This is a genomic window from Paraburkholderia sp. Cpub6, from assembly GCF_014201065.1.
Classification (GTDB): domain Bacteria; phylum Pseudomonadota; class Gammaproteobacteria; order Burkholderiales; family Burkholderiaceae; genus Paraburkholderia; species Paraburkholderia tuberum.
In genome coordinates, this window is record NZ_JACHDM010000003.1 from 152,598 (window position 1) to 170,041 (window position 17,444).

15 protein-coding genes are annotated in these 17,444 nt (G+C 62.3%); 8 read left to right on the top strand and 7 right to left on the bottom strand.

The genetic code is table 11. From position 1 onward, the window contains the following. Positions 1-146 precede the first annotated feature (146 nt). Together HDG33_RS07620 and HDG33_RS07625 are read right to left on the bottom strand one after the other, a co-directional pair. Complete coding sequence (locus HDG33_RS07620) at positions 147-1,238, bottom strand: LacI family DNA-binding transcriptional regulator (RefSeq protein WP_184023572.1); 1,092 nt, start codon at positions 1,236-1,238, stop codon at positions 147-149. 199 nt (positions 1,239-1,437) lie between these two features. Further along, a complete protein-coding gene (locus HDG33_RS07625) occupies positions 1,438-2,592 on the bottom strand; it encodes a porin (protein ID WP_184023574.1) in 1,155 nt (384 codons plus the stop codon). Between the two features lie 843 nt (positions 2,593-3,435). Here HDG33_RS07625 and HDG33_RS07630 point away from each other — a divergent pair. After that, the gene (locus HDG33_RS07630; RefSeq protein ID WP_184023576.1) at positions 3,436-3,744 is read left to right on the top strand and encodes a BON domain-containing protein; all 309 of its coding nucleotides are present in this window, start codon (positions 3,436-3,438) and stop codon (positions 3,742-3,744) included. Positions 3,745-4,115: 371 nt separating this feature from the next. Beyond that, the gene (locus HDG33_RS07635; RefSeq protein WP_260330348.1) at positions 4,116-5,270 is read left to right on the top strand and encodes an endo-1,4-beta-xylanase; all 1,155 of its coding nucleotides are present in this window, start codon (positions 4,116-4,118) and stop codon (positions 5,268-5,270) included. Between the two features lie 113 nt (positions 5,271-5,383). On the opposite strand, the gene HDG33_RS07640 is transcribed toward HDG33_RS07635, so the two are convergent. From HDG33_RS07640 to HDG33_RS07650, 3 genes are all read right to left on the bottom strand, one after another. Continuing rightward, positions 5,384-6,949: a carboxylesterase gene (locus HDG33_RS07640; RefSeq protein ID WP_184023580.1), complete on the bottom strand. Its 1,566-nt coding sequence runs from the start codon at positions 6,947-6,949 to the stop codon at positions 5,384-5,386. Positions 6,950-7,416: 467 nt separating this feature from the next. Further along, the gene (locus HDG33_RS07645; protein ID WP_018422694.1) at positions 7,417-7,635 is read right to left on the bottom strand and encodes a YMGG-like glycine zipper-containing protein; all 219 of its coding nucleotides are present in this window, start codon (positions 7,633-7,635) and stop codon (positions 7,417-7,419) included. An 11-nt stretch (positions 7,636-7,646) separates the two neighbouring features. Beyond that, entirely contained in the window at positions 7,647-8,024 is a 378-nt protein-coding gene (locus HDG33_RS07650; RefSeq protein WP_184023582.1) for a hypothetical protein, read from the bottom strand. An 898-nt stretch (positions 8,025-8,922) separates the two neighbouring features. On the opposite strand from HDG33_RS07650, the gene HDG33_RS07655 reads away from it, so the two are divergent. After that, positions 8,923-9,366 carry a helix-turn-helix transcriptional regulator gene (locus HDG33_RS07655; protein WP_184023587.1) on the top strand — a complete coding sequence of 148 codons (444 nt, stop codon included), beginning with the start codon at positions 8,923-8,925 and terminating at the stop codon, positions 9,364-9,366. Between the two features lie 2 nt (positions 9,367-9,368). Continuing rightward, positions 9,369-10,694, top strand: coding sequence for a type II toxin-antitoxin system HipA family toxin (locus tag HDG33_RS07660; RefSeq protein ID WP_184023589.1), 1,326 nt, complete (start codon positions 9,369-9,371; stop codon positions 10,692-10,694). Between the two features lie 40 nt (positions 10,695-10,734). Here HDG33_RS07660 and HDG33_RS07665 read toward each other — a convergent pair whose 3' ends face one another. Beyond that, positions 10,735-11,412, bottom strand: coding sequence for a FadR/GntR family transcriptional regulator (locus HDG33_RS07665; RefSeq protein WP_184023591.1), 678 nt, complete (start codon positions 11,410-11,412; stop codon positions 10,735-10,737). A 220-nt stretch (positions 11,413-11,632) separates the two neighbouring features. Here HDG33_RS07665 and HDG33_RS07670 point away from each other — a divergent pair, with 220 nt between their 5' ends. The 4 genes from HDG33_RS07670 to HDG33_RS07685 all read left to right on the top strand — a co-directional run bounded on the left by HDG33_RS07670 (position 11,633) and on the right by HDG33_RS07685 (position 16,769). After that, complete coding sequence (locus HDG33_RS07670) at positions 11,633-13,417, top strand: gamma-glutamyltransferase family protein (RefSeq protein WP_184023593.1); 1,785 nt, start codon at positions 11,633-11,635, stop codon at positions 13,415-13,417. A gap of 69 nt (positions 13,418-13,486) precedes the next feature. After that, positions 13,487-14,914 carry an MFS transporter gene (locus tag HDG33_RS07675; protein WP_184023600.1) on the top strand — a complete coding sequence of 476 codons (1,428 nt, stop codon included), beginning with the start codon at positions 13,487-13,489 and terminating at the stop codon, positions 14,912-14,914. A 38-nt stretch (positions 14,915-14,952) separates the two neighbouring features. Further along, positions 14,953-15,516, top strand: a complete 564-nt coding sequence (locus tag HDG33_RS07680) for a GAF domain-containing protein (RefSeq protein WP_184023602.1) — start codon at positions 14,953-14,955, stop codon at positions 15,514-15,516. Then, on the top strand, positions 15,513-16,769 hold the full coding sequence (locus HDG33_RS07685) for an MFS transporter (protein WP_184023604.1): 1,257 nt from the start codon (positions 15,513-15,515) through the stop codon (positions 16,767-16,769). The genes HDG33_RS07680 and HDG33_RS07685 overlap by 4 nt, the downstream gene beginning before the upstream one ends. 97 nt (positions 16,770-16,866) lie before the next feature. On the opposite strand, the gene HDG33_RS07690 is transcribed toward HDG33_RS07685, so the two are convergent. Then, complete coding sequence (locus HDG33_RS07690; RefSeq protein WP_184023606.1) at positions 16,867-17,202, bottom strand: RcnB family protein; 336 nt, start codon at positions 17,200-17,202, stop codon at positions 16,867-16,869. Positions 17,203-17,444: the final 242 nt, after the last annotated feature.

Below are 17,444 nucleotides of genomic sequence, written 5' to 3' on the forward strand. Positions count from 1 at the left end.
TACCCGGTTGCTGCGACCTACTTCCCCTGTTGTCTTTGTTGCTGCTTTGCTTGGTGCTGCTTTGCCTGGTGCTGAATGCTTTGCTGAATTTCTGCTTGACTGCCGATACCTGAAAGCGCTTTCACGTTGAGGCGAAAAAACAGCCGCTACGTAGGCGTATCCCCCCGTTTTACCGACGGCGTGATTCGCCGCGTGGTTTCACGCGTCACGAGCGTGAGCGGAATCGGGCTTAGCGCGATCGACTGCTTGCGGATCATCTGCACGATGCCCTGTGCGGCGAGGCGGCCGATTTCGTAAGTCGGCTGGCGGACCGTCGTCAAAGGCGGCGTCATGTACGACGATGTCGGCAAATCGTCGAAGCCGACCAGCGACACGTCGTCCGGCACCCGCACGCCGCGGCGGAACATCGCGAGACGCGCGCCGTACGCGGTTTGATCGTTTGCGCAGAACACCGCGCTGAACGATGGATGGCGCGCCATCAGGCGCTCCATCGCGGCGACGCCGCCCGTTTCGAGGTAATCGCCCTGCTCGACGAGATCGGCATCGAAGCCGATGCCCGCTTCCTCGAGCGCGGTCCGGTAGCCGACGAGGCGCTCGATCGCATCCTCGTGACTTGCCGGCCCAGCGATGAAGGCGATCTCGCGATGGCCTTGCTCGATCAGATGATGGGTCGCGTCGCGTGCGCCCTGCATGTTGTCGATCGGCAGGCCAGCGAGCGTCGCGCTGTTTTGTACCGAGCGGCCGAGTACGAGCATTGGCGCGTGCCGCGAGTAGTCGGTCAACGTCGACTCATCGAGTTGCGCGTGCAGCAAGATGATTCCATCGACGCGCCGCGCGATGAACTGCTCGAGGCGCGCCTTTTCGTCGTCGATGTTCCAGCGGCTGCTCACGAAGATCGGCGTAAAGCCCGGCTCGTACAACGACTCCTCGATGCCGCGCAGCCACTCGGCGTAAAACGGGCTCGACACCGCCTGCGTCAATACGCCGATCGTTTCGGTCCGCCCGCTCGCGAGACTGCGCGCGAGCACGTTCGGCCGATAGTTGAAACGGGCGATCGCCGCTTCCACCGCCTGCTGCTTGGCGGGAAGCACGCGCGCAGAACCGTTCAGGATCCGCGATACGGTGCTCGGAGAAACACCAGCCGCGCGCGCGATGGCTTCGAGCGTCACGTTGGGCGCAGCGGGTACGTTGGATACCTTGGGCGCGCCGGGTTTATCGTTGGAACCGTCGTGGGTCATGAGTTCTGCCTGAATCCTGTGATGAAAGCGCTTTCAGATATGAAGAGGCGCACTACGTCCGGTGATGAATTCGAAAAAAAGAAAAAGCAGCCGATGCGACGAGGGTGGAGGAGGCGTCGCACCGGCCTCTCTATGAAAGAGAAATAAACAGTCCTTGAAACAAAGAGATCACTGCGATTGCTGATCAGGCAACCTCAACTCAGAACGAGGTCATGATCCCGGCGAACACGCCGGTCTGGCTATGACCATAGTTCGGGTTGCTGTTCGACGACGTGCCCGTCACCGCATCGAAGTTGTTGTTGCCGTACGGCCCGTTGCCGAGGTTCAGGTTCGACGTCGAGCTGTTGTGCACGTAGCCGGCTTCCGTGTACAGGAACGTGCGCTTCGACAGCGCGTACGTCGCGGCGAGCGTGAACAGCGTTCCATTGCCGTTGCCGTTGTTCGCGTTGGCGTGGTAGACCGCAGCCGTCAACAGCGTGGGCGACGTGACCTGCCATGCAGCGCCGATCCATTCGTGGTTCACACTGGTCGGCGCGCTCACGCCGAGAGGCTGCGACGCATCGGTTACGCCCACGCTCGCGTTGGTCGCGTCAGGCGCGCTCAGGTGCTGGTAGCCCGCGTACAGCTTGACCGGACCTAGCACGTACGTGCCGCCGACAAGGGCCATCCGCGAAGCAGAGTAGACGTTGTTGAACGAGCCGTTGGCGCCGCGCACTTCGTCATAGATCACGCGGACGTCGCCGTTGCCCCACGTGTACACACCTTCGACCGCGTTCGTACGACCCTGGCCGGTCGGCACGCCAGCCGAGTTGACAGGCGCCGAGTTCCAGCTCGTGTTGTTGGTCAGCGAATACTGGCCCTTCAGCACGAGGCCGCCGAACAGCACCGGCGAGTTGTACTCCGCGCCGTTGCTGGTGCTCGTCCAGTTGCGGCCGCGCACCAGTGTCGAGATCGCGTAGCGCTGCATCACCTGCGGGTCGGTGCCCCAGCTGTCCTGCGCCAGTTCGCCGGCGCCGAGGTTACCGATCTTGAACAAACCCCAGTGGTCGTTCGTCAGCCCCACCGTTGCGTGACGGCCGAACAGATTGCCCGCGGATGCACCGGTCATCGTGTTGAGCTGTCCTTCGAGCTGGAAGACCGTCTTCGTGCCGCCGCCGATATCTTCGGCGCCCTGCAGGCCGAACCACGAGCAACCCCAGTCGCCGCTTTGGGCTGACCACGCATGGCCGCCCGGGAGGCCGGTTTCAAACTGGATGCCGTTGTCGATACGGCCGTACAACGTGACACTGCTCTGCGCATGGGCCACCGTCGTCGCGGCTGCCATCACCGACACAGCAATAAGCTTCTTCTTCATTTAGATATCCTATATATATTTTGGCGTCTCCAAGCCGCACAGGACGCACGCGTTCTCACACGTTTCCCCTCTTGCCGAAATGTTCGCTACTTATTTGCTTCACATTTCGAGGCGATTATAGGGATGACCTTGCGCCGCGCATCAAACTAACTGCTCAGGGAAAACGCTGTTATCGATAACAGTTGCGCGCCGGACGATCCCGCAGTAGCGCCCTGCTTTGTGACCATTACGTGATGGTCACAAGCGTCGGAAATCCGTTTGAACTCATGCACCGAAACGATGCGCCAATCCGTCTCGCGCGTCGCTCAGCGCTTGCTTAACAAGGAAAACGCGCTCGAATGCAAGCAAAATTTCGCGCTTGATGTTGCGAAGATGCAACGAGCCGCCTCGCTTGCATTGCCGGTTGGGCTTGACGAACTGGCGCAGGAGCCGCCAGCAGTGGTGGACATTAGCGACTATCATCAATGCATACGATGCCGGGCAACGAGCCGGGCTCAGCCGCGTAGCAGGCTGGGTGCAGGATTGTCGGCGCATCCGTCTGGCTCTCGCGCTCCATCACGACCGCTCCAACCAGCTCCAATCCCTCGGCTCTCGCTGTTCCCCCGCCACGCCGCACATGCGACGTCCCGTTCGAACACGCTGCCCTTGCAACTTTTCTGCGGGCGAAGGCACGACCGCCCATCGCCCCGACTGGCAAAACCTCGGCGCGCAACCGCGATAACCGCGACGCGTGCAGTGGAAAGAGGATTTTGTCCAGTGCACTTCCGACGCCTCGCATCGAGTCGAACCGGAAGATTTGCCGGCGGATTTTGCCGGCACACCTTGGCACTCTAAGGAGGTATCGTGAAAACAGCCCTTGTTTCTACACTCGCGCTGCTGATTTCAAGCGCAATAGCGCCGGCGGCCCATGCCCAGGATTCGCAAGCCACCGACCAACAACTCGCCCATAGCGTGCGGGTCGCGGAGGCGCACAGCGGAATCGGGATGTCACATGTGTTCGTCTTTGCCCACTCGGGGCAGATCACGCTGCTCGGATGGGTGCCCGAGCGGGACCATGTCGCGCGTGCCGAGCACAGTGCGATGTCGGTTCCGGGTGTCACCTCGGTGGACAACCGGCTCTCGCCCGACGCTGGCTCGCTGAACGGGCATTGAAATCAAACTGAATCGCCGCGCGGACGACGATTGAAGCAAACCCGCGCGTTGAACGGATTCGGTTTTCCTGTCTCGCCAGTTGGGATTCAGTGACTGGCGCCCTGTTTCGCGCCGTTAGCCGCGCGGCGGTTCCGTGCAATCCCCATCTGAAAGCGCTTTCAACCCACGCCGTGTCAAGCCGGTCGACTCGACGCTGATTCACCATCCATGTCTCGTCGATATGTCAGGTAAATCCCTCATAGCGGGGCTGACAGAGGCTGCTTAACATCTTCTCGGTTACCGGTAACGGTAAACATAGTTAGAGAAGACATCCGAACCGGCATTCCGTCACAAGGAGACCAGGAGTGCGTCCTTTGAGGACTTCAATGCGCATGCTCTGCGCAGCCGTCGCCGTTTGCGCGCTCGCAACCGCAGGCTGCGCGCACAACCAGGCCGCCGTCGCTCATGACGGCCAGCCGCTCGCCGCGGCGCCCGCTGAGGCGCTGCCGCCATTGCGCAGTGTGATGGCCGCGCACTTCAAGGTCGGCGCGGCGATTGAACCTGATTCAATCGACAGTCCCGCCGACGCGGCGCTCGTCGCCGCCCAGTTCTCGAGCCTTACCGCCGAGAACAAGATGAAGCCGGGCACGATCGGCGTCGCGGAAGGCAAGTACAACTTCGAACCGGCCGACAGGATCGTCGCGTTCGCGCAAGCGCACGGCATTGCGGTGCGCGGGCACACGCTTTTGTGGCACTTCAAGGCCGGCGACTGGACCGAGGCGCCGGACTGGTTCTTCGCCGGCGATCCGAAAGATCCGCTCTATCACGACATCGTCGCGAAGCGGCTCGATCGATATGTAACCGACGTCGTCACACACTTCCGAGGCAAGGTCTACGCGTGGGACGTAGTCAACGAAGTGATCAGCGACGATCCGCATCAGGTGTATCGCGAAGACAGTCCGTGGTACCGGACGCTCGGCAAGGACTACATCGCGATCGCCTTCCGCGCGGCGCGCGCGGCGGACCCGAACGTGAAGCTCTATATCAACGAGTACAACACCGACGATCCGCGCAAGCGCGCAAAGCTGCTCGCGGTGATCCGCGATTTGCGCGCGCAGGGCGTGCCGATCGACGGTGTCGGGCATCAGATGCATATCAGCGTAAATTGGCCGCCGCTGCCGAACATCAAGCAGGCGTTCGACGACGTCGCCGCGCTCGGCCTCGAAAACCAGGTGACCGAGCTCGACGTGAGTCTCTATGCCGATCCCGGTGAATGCTGGAGCGATCCGCATGCATGTCTGCCGGACCTCGGGCATCCAGTGCCGAACGACATCATGCGCGCGCAGGCCGAGCGTTATCGCGCCGTGTTCGCTCTGTTCGAGCAGGAACCGAGCATCAAGGCGGTCACGTTCTGGGGCTATTCGGACAAGCACACGTGGCTGACGTCGACGCCGGTGCCGCGCAACAACCTGCCGCTGCCGTTCGATGCGAACCTGCAGCCGAAAGCGGCGCTGTGGACGATCGTCGATTCGTCGTATCAGCCGTAACGTCGATCTTCGAGCCGAAAAGCAGGCGGCCCGCGGTAGGTGCGGGCCGTCTGGTCACATCTCGCGAGGGTGGCAGTGCAATTGCCGTCAGCTTGATTCAAAGCATCGAGATTTCAAGGCTCGTCCGAGCCGACCTGCTCGAGCGCATTCAGATTTTCGGGGAAATCGTCGGGCGGACCGTCGGCGGTTTCATGCGTGCGCGGCGGTGACTTGACGACCGGCGGCGGCATCTTGCCGATGCCTTCGTCGATACGCTGCAGCAGATACGGGAAGAACGGATTCGACGCGATGCGGAACATCGAATCGAGCGTCAGAATCAGTGTGCCGCGTTCGCCGCGCGGCGCGAGCGTGCCGAGGTTCTCGTTGAAGTTCTCCGAATCGTCCGGCGCGATGCCGTACAGCGCGTCGGTGATCGGGAATGGAATCGCGACGTGCGACAACGAGAAAATATCCTGCGGATAGTCGATATCCAGCGGCTTGACACGCGTTTGCACTTCGCCCGCATAAACGCTGCGCTCGACAGTATGCGCTGAATCCGGCGACATGTTGGTGATCACCGTCGTGCGATAGTTCTGCGGACCGATTCGCAGTAGGCGCGAGAGCGCCGTGTACGACGCGGAGCGCAGGAAGGTCCTGAAGCGCACGCTGCGGTTCACGTCGAACAGCACGATTTCGCTGCCGTTCTCCGGCAGCTTGTCGTAGAGCGCCGACATCACCGCTGGCGTGCTGACCGTGAAATCCGTCACCGACTGGAACGTCAGGATAGGCGGCAACTTATCGAGCCGGTTCTCGCGCTCGAGCCGCGCAATCTGTTCCTGAATCACGCTCGTGAGGAGAAAGGACTGTCGCGCGCCATTCACAGGAAACGAGTTGTACTTGAACGGGTTGAACTCCGGCACGATGCCGAGCCACGCGGCGCGCGCGAAGGCCGGCAGCACCGCGGGCAATCCGGCGAGACCGGCAAAGCGTGCGTAACGCGTGACGCCGATCATCGGCGAGATCAGCACGACGCGCGTCGGACGCGCGAGCGCGGGATTCTCGATCGCGTCGAGCGCATATTGCAGTGCGAGCGCGCCGCCGTTCGAAAACCCGACCAGCTCGATCGGCTTGTCCGGCCCCACGCGACGGCGCGCTTCACGCACCGCGAGCCGGGTGGCCGCGGTCCAGTCCTGCCAGTGCACGTCGACGAGCCCCGCCGGCACCGTGCCATGTCCGGGTAAGCGGATGCCGATCGCGACGAAACCGCGATCACGATATCGACGCGCGATATGCCGCATGCTGTACGGCGCGTCCGTCATGCCGTGCAGCAGCACGACCGCGCCGACGGGTGGCCCCGACGGCTCGAGAATGTACGAGTGATTCCAGTTTTCGGCGAAATGCCACGGAAAAATCGGCGAGCCCTCGTAATAGCGGTTCGCCGGAATGCGCTCGGACGGCCGCAGCTTTTCAACGACATTGACGCGCACGTCGTCGAAAATCCGATTTTCCGCCTTGATGTATGCGTTCCAGTCGGCGGTGTCCATTTCCTCGACGGTCATTTCGCGCGGCACATAGGTGTGCCATACCGACAGCTCCGGCCCGCGCTGCGAATACCACGCGCGTAGCCCCAATGCGAGCACCGCCAGCAGCACCAGAACCCATGCACTTATCTTTATCACCTTCAGCGACGTGCGCAGCATTCGTGTTCTCTTGATGAGATGAAGGTTGCACCGCGCGCAGACTGCTCTCTGCGTGGTGTGCGCATGCCGCCATCGCGGCGGCTTCCGATGTGGATATCCTAAGGGCTTTTAATCACCGGTTCAAACTTTGTCGGCCGGGCGGCCAACGCGACGTCGACAGCGGCTCGAGTTTGAACGGATTATTTTCATGACGAACTGGGGATGCGCGATGTCGCGAGCGCGAATGAATTCGCCCCATTCGCTTCGCTACTTGACATTCGACGTGAGGAAAATGGCACGGAACGCATACGGCGTCGCGGGGAAGGGAGAGGTGCCCCATGGAAGAACGGTCCTTCAGCGACGCCTCGGAAATCGCTTCACTCGACGGCCGTGGAATGCCTGATCAAGGCCTGATCGGGCCGTGCGCTTCAGTAACGAAGCCGGGACGTGACCCAGGTCGCGCCCCAGCCTTGCCTGCTCGCTGGTAATTACTGACGGCCGCGGATATTGCCGGCCACGCCGCCCGCCGCGCCGCCGATGATCGCGCCGGTCCACGCATCGCCGCCGGAGATCGCCGCGATGCCCGCACCGGCGCCCGCGCCAAGTGCCGCGCCGCTCACCGTTCCCTGCGTCTGCGGGCTCATGTCCGTGCAACCGATCATCGCAGCCAGTGCGCCAATACTGACGATCCACCCAAGTCGTTTCATGATCGTTCTCCTTACTGATTTTTCTTCAGGCCGGGCACGACCATCTGGAACCAGAGGGTCTCGATCACCGGGTGTTGGATCATCGTGGGATTGGCGGCGTAGTAGCCGTCGAGGCCTTGACGCACGCTGTCGAGTGTCTGGCCTTGCATGCCCTTGCCGAAGCGCTGTGCGATGTCATTGCTGTTCGCCGTGCTGCCGGCATAGGCGCGCTCGACGTCGATCAAATTCGAAATGCCGACCAGATACGCTTTCTTCTGCTCATCGGTCGACTGCATCCATTGCTGGCCTGTGACAATTGGAATGCTCTCCGCACGCGCGACGTTGCCCATCATTGCCAGCGATAGAAAAGTCAGAGATAACAGCGTTCGCCATTGTGGTTTGCTTGCCATCACATACTCCAAAGAAGTTATGTTCTCCAGCGGCCCGCCGACGACCGCATCCGGCGGCGTCGATCGCGTTATTTGGAAGAATGGTCTGTGTGTCTCGTCGGATCTCCTTTCAGGTTCACCGGTCGGCGTGGTTCGCCGGTTCGGCTTCTATTGGCGTTGGGTCGTATCAGCGAATAGACACCTTGATGGCAGAAAAATCTCGTGGCGGATTGGAGTGATTTGCACACATGCTGTGTGCGCGCAACGATTGGACTCGTGTTGGCGTCGCCGCGTAATACACGCTATAGAGTCTACAGCCTTTTCTGTAATTTCCAAGCCCGTTTCCTCTCGATGCGCGGCGCGTGACATTTGTGTCAAATTTCATTCAGCGAGCGAAAGGATACGATGCAATGCGCGTCAACACTCGTCAGTTATCCTGCGCTCGATTTGAGCGCCCGTGATATTGCTAGCGATTCGTTATCGACGGCCATTCAGTGTTCTGGCCACGCAATGCGAAAACAGCTTTTGTTTTGCCTGAATGCTCGGCTTCCTGATTAGTTCGTCAATCGAAAACGCTTCGGATTTATCTATTTCCGGTCGAGGCGTTGCTTCTTCTGGTGGCAGCACCAACCAGCAGTGAAACAGATGCGATTTTATGGTTGCGTTTGTCCATCATCTTTATTTTCGGTGGATCACATGTTGCCTGCGGCGGAGGGGCTGCGCAGCAGCGAAGGGGGTGGCGGTGTGCGGTTGACCGTTAGTTGCGTGATGAGTAGCGTGACGGGGCGCCGTTTCAAATGCGTCCGTGCTCGTCATTAACAGTCTTTAGCTTGTATTTGCTAAATACAGAGTATAGACTGTATCTGTTATTTACAGGTTTTGGGCTGTTACGCCGCCGCAGCCGAACCGGAGATCGACCGTGGACTACGCCATCAAGACACTGAGCCAGCTCAGACCGATCCTGCAGGGCTTCAGGAAGGCCGCCGGCCTCACTCAGGCCGCGATGGCCGCGCATCTCGGGGTCAAGCAACAGACCTACGCGCAACTCGAAGCGAATCCGGCGACCGTCAGCGTCGAACGGCTCTTCAGGGTGTTGCGAGTCTTGCAGGTCGATCTGAAGCTCGCGCAGAGCGGATCGACGCAAAGCGTGGCCGTGGAAGACGCCGCGCCGGCGCCGAACCGCTCCCGCCGCGCCGGGAGCGGAACGCAGGTCGCCGGAGCGCCGGTCGACGCAAAAGGCAACGCTAAACGCGCCACGCGCGTGACGCTCAAACCGGGACCGTCGGCGCAAAAGCCCAAAGCGGTCAAACCCGCTAAGGCAACCAAAGCGGCCAGCACCAGCAAGAAACGGGAGGACTGGTAAGCATGGCGCGCAGCACACCGAACCGTCTGAATCTGTGGATGAACGGCCTGCGGGTCGGCGCCTGGGAAACGACACGCAGCGGCGAACGTCTGAGCTATGCCGACGAATGGATCGACGATCCGCAAGGACGTCCGCTATCGCTGTCGCTGCCTTTCACACCGGGCAATCAGGCGTATCGCGGCCAGATCGTCGCCGACTATTTCGACAACCTGCTGCCCGACAGCGAACCGATCCGGCGCCGCATCGCCGCGCGCTACCGGACCGGCAGCGCCGCGCCGTTTGCGTTGCTCACCGCGCTCGGCCGCGACTGCGTCGGCGCATTGCAACTGCTGCCGCCGGACGAAGAACCGAGCGATCTGACGAGCATCCACGGTCGCGAACTCAGCGACAGCGACATCGCGGCGTTGCTGCGCGGCACGACGACGGCGGCGCCGCTCGGGCAGCACGATCCGCTCGAAGACCTGCGTCTGTCGATCGCCGGCGCGCAGGAAAAAACCGCGCTGCTCCGTCATCGCAATCGCTGGCTGCTGCCCGAAGGCAGCACGCCGACCACGCACATCTTCAAGCTGCCGCTCGGGCTCGTCGGCAACATGCGCGCCGATATGCGCACGTCGGTGGAAAACGAATGGCTGTGCTCGCAGATCGTCGCGGCCTACGGGCTCCCCGTCGCGCGTTGCGAAATCGCGCGATTCGATGAGCAGAAGGTATTGATCGTCGAGCGCTTCGATCGCCGTTTGTCGAGCGACGCCACGTGGATCGTGCGTCTGCCGCAAGAGGACATGTGCCAGGCCACTGGCACGTCGGCGCTGCACAAGTACGAGTCCGACGGCGGTCCGGGCATCGAGGCGATCATGGAGATACTCGCGAGGTCCACACGCGCGACGACGGACCGGCGCAACTTCTTCGCGACGCAGCTGGTTTTCTGGCTGCTCGCCGCGACCGATGGCCACGCGAAGAACTTCAGCATTGCGCATCTGCCCGGCAATCGCTACGAATCCACCCCGCTTTATGACGTGCTGTCCGCGCATCCGATCATCGGCAGCGGTGCGGGGCGCCTCGCGGCGCAAAAAGTGAAACTGGCGATGGCGGTTCGCGGCAAGAACGTCCACTACCTGCTCAATCAGATCCAGCGCCGGCATTGGGTGGCCGAAGGACAGCGCGTCGGTTTTTCCGCCGCGGACGTCGATACGCTGATCGATCAGTTGACCGCGCAAACGGAGACGGTGATCGACACAGTCTCGTCGCAACTGCCCGCCGACTTTCCGCTGGACGTGGCCGATGCGGTCTTCGACGGCATGCGCCGGCAGAACCGGAAGCTTGCGCAGTAAAGCGCCGCCATCCCGATCGACGCGCGGCACCACGGCAACCTCACGCACGCCGCGCCGCCGCACCATCGGTCTTCGCCGACGCACGCCACTGCACGCTCAGCAGATGCTCGCGCATGCATTGCGCGGCCGCATCCGCATCGCGCGCTTTCAGCGCATTGACGATCGCCTGATGCTGTTGCGCGAAAAACTGCCGCGTCTCCTGCGCGGACGTTTTTTCGCGCACCTCCGGCTTCACCCGCATACCGTTGATCACCTCCATCAACGCAATCAACGCGGGATTACGCGTGGCATGTCCGATCAGCAAATGAAAGCGATGATCCCATTGCTGCCACTCGTCGTCGTTTTTCGCGGCGGCATTTTTGCGTGCGCATTTCTCCAGTTCCTGCAGGTCGTCGCCACTCGCTTTCGTCGCGGCCAGCGCGGCCAGCGCCGGCTCGAACAGCAGCCGCATTTCGGCGATATCCGCGGGACTGGTGCCGGCGCGCAAGCCGCGCAGCGTCGGCGCAAACTTCAGCGGCCGCGCGCCCAGATAGGTGCCGCGGCCGACGCCGCGCCACACGCGCCCCGATGCCTCAAGCGAAGCGAGCGCCGCGCGCAGCTCGCGGCGGCTCACGTCCAGTTCCTCGGCGAGCTTTCGTTCGGGCGGCAGCGCGTCGCCGTCCTTCAACTGATGATCGGCGATGTAGTCGAGCAGCGCATCCAGTACCGATTTGTCCATGTTGTCCACTGAACCAATTTGTATTGGTTCCAACGATACCAGAATCGCGGCGGCATGACATACCAGCACCCGGTTATTTTTGATTCGCTATACTGGGTCGCATGTTGATGGTTAACACCGGGTGCAACCCGGCTTCGTTAGTTTCACGCTTTCATTTTCTACAATTGAACCATTCCATATTGGTTTCTCCATTCGGACCGTCGTCGCCAAGGAGTCGCGCATGTCGTTTACAACCCGTCCAGAACTGATCGGCACCTTCGGCATGGTGGCCTCGACGCACTGGCTCGCGAGTGCATCGGCGATGGCGGTCCTCGAAAAAGGCGGCAATGCGTTCGACGCCGCCGCCGCAGCCGGCTTCGTCCTGCAGATCGTCGAGCCGCATCTGAACGGTCCGGGTGGCGAGTTGCCGGTGGTGTTCTACAGCGCGCGCGAAGAACGCGTGCGCGTGCTGTGCGGACAAGGCGTGACGCCCGCGCGCATGACGATCGAGCGGATGCGCAAGATGGGGCTCGACGTGGTGCCGGGCACGGGCCTGCTGCCCGCGGTCGTGCCGGGCGCATTCGGCGCGTGGATGGCGCTGCTGCGCGACTATGGCCAGTTGCCGCTCGAAGAAGTGCTGAGCTATGCGATCGGCTACGCGGAAAACGGCTATCCGGTGCTGCCACGCATGGCATCGTCGATTCTCGCGATTCAGGACTTCTTCCGCACCGAATGGACGACCTCGGCCGAGCAATGGCTGCGCAACGGCGAGGCGCCGATGCCGAACCAGTTGTTCGCGAATCCCGCGATCGCCGAAACCTACAAGCGCATCCTGCGCGAGGCGAATACGCGCAGCGATCGCGCCGAGCAGTGCGAACGCGCGCGTGATGTCTTCTATCGCGGCTTCGTCGCCGACGCGATCGACCAGTACTTCCGTTCGACCGCCGTGCTCGACACCTCGGGCCTGCGCAATAGCGGTCTGCTCGATGCGGGCGATCTCGCGCGCTGGGAGCCAACCTACGAAGACCCGGTGTCTTACGACTACGCGGGCATGCGCGTGCACAAAACCGGCCCGTGGGGCCAGGGCCCGATGTTCCTGCAACAGCTCGCGCTGCTGAAGGGTTTCGATCTCGGCGCGATGGACCCCCTCGGGCCCGATTTCGTGCACACGGTGATCGAGTGCTCGAAGCTCGCATTCGCCGATCGCGAAGTGTTCTACGGCGACCCGGCGTTTTCGCATGTGCCGATGGACGTGCTGCTCAGCGACGCGTACAACGACGAGCGGCGCCGCCTCATCGATCCGCGCCGCGCATCGTTCGAATTCCGCCCCGGGCTGCTCGGCGACAGCGAGCAACGCGCCGCGCGCATCGTCGCGAATGCCGGGCGCGAGCAGGCCGGCGGCTTTGGCCAGGGTGAGCCGACCTTCGCGCCGCTGCCCGAATTGCGCGGCGATACCGTGCATCTCGACGTGGTCGACCGCTGGGGCAACATGGTGTCGGCTACGCCGTCGGGTGGCTGGCTGCAGGCGTCGCCGGCGGTGCCGGGGCTTGGCTTCAACGTCACCACGCGCGCGCAGATGTTCTGGATGGAAGAAGGCCTGCCTTCGTCACTCGGCCCGGGCCGCCGGCCGCGCACCACGCTGTCGCCGACGCTCGTCACGCGCGACGGCAAACCGTACGCGGCCTTCGGCACGCCGGGTGGCGACCAGCAGGATCAGTGGTCGCTGCAGCTGTTCCTCAAGCACGTGCATGGCGGCATGAACTTCCAGGCCGCCGCCGATGCGCCCTCGTTCCAGACCGCGCACTTCCCCGGCTCGTTCTATCCGCGCGCGATGCAGCTCGGCAAGATGTCGGCCGAGTCGCGCTTTCCGGACAGCACGCTCGCCGAACTGCACGCGCGGGGCCACGACCTCACCGTCGCGGAACCGTGGGCGCTCGGCCGGGTCTGCGCGGTCGCGATCCGCAACGGTTTGATGCGAGGCGCCGCTACACCGCGTCAGATGCAGGCCTACGCAATCGGCCGATAAGCGGCCCGAAGCATCCATCAGCGCAGAACGCGCGGCCTCGCCGCGCCATTTCCTTCAGGAGAAGTTGCCGTGTCCGCCGTCGCCGCCCGTCTTGAAAGACTTCCCCTGTCGAGCTTTCACCGCAGACTGCTGCTGATCGGCGGGCTCGGGTACATGTTCGACGGGCTCGATTCGTCGTCGCTCGCGTTCCTGCTGCCGGTCGTCAGCAAGCTGTGGCAATTGACGAGCGCTGAGACCGGGCTCGTCGCGAGCAGCACCTATATCGGCTACTTTTTCGGCGCGTTCCTGTCGGGTGTGCTCGCCGACGTGATCGGCCGGCGCCGCATCATGATGAGCGCGCTCGCCATCTATTGCGTCGCGTCGCTCGCGAGCGCGACCGCGCACGACTGGCACACGTTCTTCGCGCTGCGCGTCGTCGCGGGCTTCGGTTCGGGCGCGGAGACGGTCGTGATCGCGCCGTTTCTCGCCGAGTTCGTGCCGCGCCGCTATCGCGGCATTTTCTGCGGCGCGCTGGTCGGCTTCATGTCGTTCGGCTATCTGACCTCGTCGATTCTCGGCTTCGCGGTGGTGCGCAACTTCGTCGACGGCTGGCGCTATCTGGCCGTGATCACGTCGCTGCCCGTCGTGATGCTGCTGTGGTGGCGCCGGACGCTGCCCGAATCGCCGCGCTGGCTCGAAAGCCAGGGCCGCGCGGCCGAAGCGAACGGCATCGTCGGCCGCATCGAAGCGGCGTTCGTCGAGCGCGGCATTGCGCTTGCGCCCGTGACTGCGAACCACGCGCTTCACGCGCTGCCCACGCCGGCCTCGACGCCGGCGCGCGGCAACGCGTGGCGCAACGTGCTCACGCTGTGGTCGCCGCGACTCGCGCGCACGACCGCGGTCAGCTGGCTGATGTGGTTCTCGGTCGCGTTCGCGTACTACTCGTTCTTCGCGTGGATCCCGAGCCTGCTCGTCAAGGAAGGGCTGACGATGACGAAGAGCTTCGGCTATTCGATTGCAATCTATGGCGCGCAGATTCCCGGTTACTTCTCGGCGGCGTGGCTCAACGAAAAGATCGGCCGCAAGGCGGTGGTCGCTTCCTACATGCTGTTCGGCGGCATCGCCGCGATCACGCTCGCGTTTTCTCACACCGGCATACAGATCATGACCGCGGGCATCGCGCTGTCGTTCTTCATGAACGGCGCATTCGCCGGCGTCTACGCTTACACGCCGGAAGTGTTTCCGACCGCGGTACGCACGACGGGCACGGGCTCGTCGTCATCGTTCGGCCGCATCGGCTCGGTCAGCGCGCCGATCCTCGTCGGCCTCGTTTATCCGCTGTCCGGTTTCCTCGGTGTATTCGCGATGACCACGACGGTGCTGGTGATCGGCGCATGCGTGGTGTTCTTCCTCGGCATCGAAACGCGCAACCGCTCGCTCGAAGATATCGAGGCGAGCGAACTCGAACCGGCTCGCGACGCGCGAGGCCAGCTGAACTCCACCCGCATGCACGGCTAAACGCACTGCGACTTTTCACACTTTCCGATGCAAACGCGATGCAAATGATGCAAGGCAACCTGACCGAACCCGCACCGCACGATACGCAGATGCTGGATATCGCAGACCTCGAGCGTCTCGCGCTGGCGATGCGCCTGAAGAACCAACCGCTCGAGCTGTTCCGCGCGGTTCACGCGGTGGCGGCGAAGGCGATAGGCCTAAGCCTGTTCACGATCATGTCCTACGATGCGCGGCGTCACGAGGTCGAACGGGTCTACACGAACATGCCGGACGTCTATCCACTGGGCGGCCGCAAAAAGAAGCAAGGCACCGCGTGGGCGCGACAGATACTTCAGGATCTGAAGCCGTTTCGTGCCGCCACGTCGCAAGGCATTCGCGACGCCTTCGACGATCATGCGGTGATGACAGGTATCGGTCTCGGCTCGATCCTCAACATTCCGATCGCCTATGATGGCGTGTGCATCGGTACGATGAACCTGACCCACAAGGAAGGCTGGTACACCAGCCGTCATGAAAGCATAGGCCTCCTGACCGGCGCCTTCCTTGTCCCCGCTCTGCTCAAGCAGAATACGGCATCCCCCGCTTGCGCCGCCCGTTCATGAAAACACCATCCGACCTGCAAAACTATCGAGCGGTGACCCATTCCGCCGTCTCGCAAGGCCGCTGGGTGCTGGTCTTCGTGCTCGCCTACCTCGCGCTGATCGCCGATGGCGCCGACGTGATGATGTACGGCCTCACCCTGTCGCGCATCAAGGACGACTTCGGGCTGACCAATGTCGAAGCGGGCGCGCTCGGCAGTCTGACCTTGCTCGGCATGGCGATCGGCGGCATTGTCGGCGGCTGGGCGAGCGATCGTCTCGGCCGCGTGCGGGTCATCGCATGGGCGCTCGCGCTGTTCTCGCTCGGCGCGGGGATGCTCGGGTTCACGCACAGCTTCGTCGAATTCGCAACGGTGCGCTTTATCAGTTCGCTCGGCATTGGCTGCATGGTGCTGGTCACCACGCTCGTAGCCGAATATGTGCCGACAGAACGGCGCTCGCTGGTACTCGGCATGCTGCAAACCGGCATTTCGGCCGGCTATATCGTCGTGATCGCACTCAGCAACTGGATCCTGCCGCAGTACGGCTGGCGCACGCTGTACTACGTGTCTGCCGTGCCGGTGCTGCTCGCATTCGCGATCAAGTTCGCGGTGCCCGAACCGGCGGCATGGCTCGCGAGCCGGGCTGCCGACCATGCGAGCAAAACGCGGCTCGTCGACAATCGCTACGCGCAGATTTTCCGCGACCGCCAGGCGCGCACGATGTTCATCCTGTGGACCTTCGCGTCAGTCTTCGTGCTGTCCGGCTTTTACGGCCTGAACAACTGGCTGCCGACGTATCTCGAGAAGGAATTGCACATCAAGTTCAGCTCGCTGACCGGCTATATGATCGGCACATACGTGGTCGCCTTCATCGGCAAGATCTTCGCGGGCTGGCTCGGTGACCGCTGGAGCCGGCAGGGCGTGTACGTGCTCGGCTGTATCGGTGCGGCACTCTTTCTGCCCGTGATCATTTTCTGGCACACCCACGACAACATTTCCACGCTGATGCTTGTCTTCGGCTTTCTGTACGGCGTGCCACTCGGCACGATCGGCACATTCATGTCGGAGAGTTTTGCGACGTCGGTGCGCGGCACCGCGGTGGGCGGCTCGTATAATCTCGGGCGCTTCTGTTCGGGGGCGGCGCCGATCGTCATCGGTTTTATCGCGACGCAGTTCTCGATCGGACTTGGTTTTCTCGTGGTCGGCGCGGTGTTCTTTTTGAGCGGCGTGACTGCATTGTTCGTTCCCGACCGGCTATACGATACGCAGCATTAAATCGACGCGAAAATGACGAATCATGTCGTGTCGATGAATGGCCCAGGTTCCGGCGCTAAAACTGGTCGCCGGATAGCCCGGGCACCATGAGGAAGCATTACTGCGTTCCGGCGACAATGTCTGAAATGGTCCAGTTGTTCGTCGTTACGAGCACATAGTCGCCATTGACACCCAGCCATTTGTGCCCGCGCGGCGGCGCATTGAGGCCATGTCCGCGCCAGTCGTCCATCATGAAGTTGTAGTTACGGTATTCGGCCGGCACACGTTGACCTTTATGCCAGTCACGGTGCGGAATCGTCGGCATCACCTGCTGACGGCCCGTACCGGCCATCTGGCCGCCGCCCTCGTCCTTGGGGGGCCCAGCCGCAATCGCGAGCGCGGACATACCGGCAAACGACAAGGCGACGAGTTGCGCAACAAAGCGATTATTCATATTCGAACCTCCGTGCGGTGGAAGAAAGCTCCGAGCATTCACGCGATTGACGTGAAAAGTGATCGTCCAGCTACTCGCAGATTCATTAACTCGAACTTCATTGCAGCGATCGCTGGTCTATCGAATGTAATCTTTGCAAATCGCGAGACATCAAATTCGATAATTCAGGCGCGAAGTCGTTAAAAAGTATAGTAAAAGGAAGTTCGACTTCAAGCCGGACCTGCCCACCACTACCGCGCGCG